1 protein-coding gene is annotated in these 1,758 nt (G+C 48.5%); it reads right to left on the minus strand.

The genetic code is table 11. The annotated features are described in order from the left end of the window. Positions 1–1,758, minus strand: a 1,758-nt coding sequence (locus H6S82_RS31730; RefSeq protein WP_191057385.1) for an efflux RND transporter permease subunit, incomplete at both ends; no start/stop codon positions are given.

Here is a 1,758-nt window from a genome sequence, read left to right on the forward strand (position 1 = left end):
GATTTGCATATATCGACCGAACAGCTGACCGATTGTAGCTTCTTGGGATTGAGAAGGCTGTGGACGCTCTTGCCAAGGTTTGAGTCTGCTAAACACAAATCCCTGGTTAACTTGTCCTACCCCAGAACCGCCTCCAAAAGCACCAATGGCAAAGTAACTGTCGATCGTGGGAACCTGACTCAAAACATTTTCCACCTGCTGCATCACTTTGTCTGTGTAGTTGAGGGTAACACCCTGCGGCCCTCGGACAACCGTTAAAATCGCACCTCGGTCTTCGTTTGGTAAAAATCCCACCGGGATAAGCTGAAACAGCCACGCTGTCACTGCCAAAGAGATCAAAAACAACACGACGATCGCTAATTTTAATTTCATCAGCAACCGGAGAGATGCAGCATATATATCCCGTGTCCAGTTTATTCCCCATTCAAAAAAGTCCAGCAACCAGAAAATCGGAGTTAGCAGCCAAAAGCGTCTGCTTCTAGCATTTTCTTGCGACGGTTTGAGCAATCTAGCCGACATAGCGGGAGCTAAAGTCAAAGCGGCGATCGAAGAAAATACTACCGCTCCGGCGATCGTCAGCGCAAATTCGTTGAACAACCGACCGGTTGTACCGGCAGCAAAGGCGACCGGCACAAACACCGCAATCAAGACTACGGTAGTGGCGATAACTGCAAACACCACCTCTGTCGTTGCTTCAAAAGTCGCTGGAAAGGGAGCCATGCGCTTTTCTTCGATGTAGCGCACGATATTTTCCAGCACCACAATGGTGTCATCTACCACCAAACCCGTGGATAGGGTGAGCGCAAACAAAGTTAGCGTGTTCACCGAAAATCCCATAAAAAACATCACGCCAAAAGCGCCGATGAGGGAAATGGGAATTGTTACTGTGGGAATTATGGTGGCACGCCAATCGCGGAGGAAAATGAAGATTACCAAGACAACGAGTGCGATCGATAAATAAAGGCTTACCCAAACTTCTTCGATCGCCAATTCTACAAAGGCAGAACTATCAAAAGCAATCTGGTAACTCATTCCCTCTGGAAAATTATGGGAGAGTTCTTCCATCTTTTCCTTGGCACCTTCGGCAACATCCAGCGTGTTAGCATTGGAAAGTTTCACTACACCTAAACCCACCGCTGGTTGTTGTTTGAAACGCACGAAGGAGCGTTCGTTTTCCGCTCCAATTTCGGCTCTGCCGATGTCTTTAAGAGTGACTTGAGTGCCATCTTGATTGCGTTTGATAACTAATGCTTCGTATTCTGGCGGCGTTTGCAGTCTTCCCAAGGTGCGAACAGAATATTCCGATGTTTCTCCTTCTACCAAACCGGAAGGAATTTCTACGTTTTCCTGACGCAGTGCTTGCTCGACATCGAGAACTGTGAGATTTCTAGCCGCCATTTTTTGCGGATCTAGCCAGATTCTCATCGCATAGCGTCGTTCGCCGCCAATAATGACGCTGCTGACTCCCGGTACTGTTTCTATGGCGTCTACGATTAACTTGTCGGCGTAATCGCTCAATTCCAAGGTGGAAAATTTTTCGCCGTACAAGGCAAACCAGAGAATGGGTGAGGAATCGCCCGATTGTTTACTGACTACGGGCGCTTCCGCATCATCCGGTAATCTGCCGGTAACGCGGGACACGCGATCGCGCACGTCTTGAGCTGCGGATTCTAGGTTGCGGCTGAGTTCAAACTGAAGGGTAACCGTACTGACGGATTCCCGACTTTCTGAAGTCAGGGTTTTAATACCTTCAACTCC

The organism is Planktothrix sp. FACHB-1355, assembly GCF_014748295.1.
GTDB classification, from domain to species: Bacteria; Cyanobacteriota; Cyanobacteriia; order Cyanobacteriales; family Aerosakkonemataceae; genus Aerosakkonema; species Aerosakkonema funiforme_A.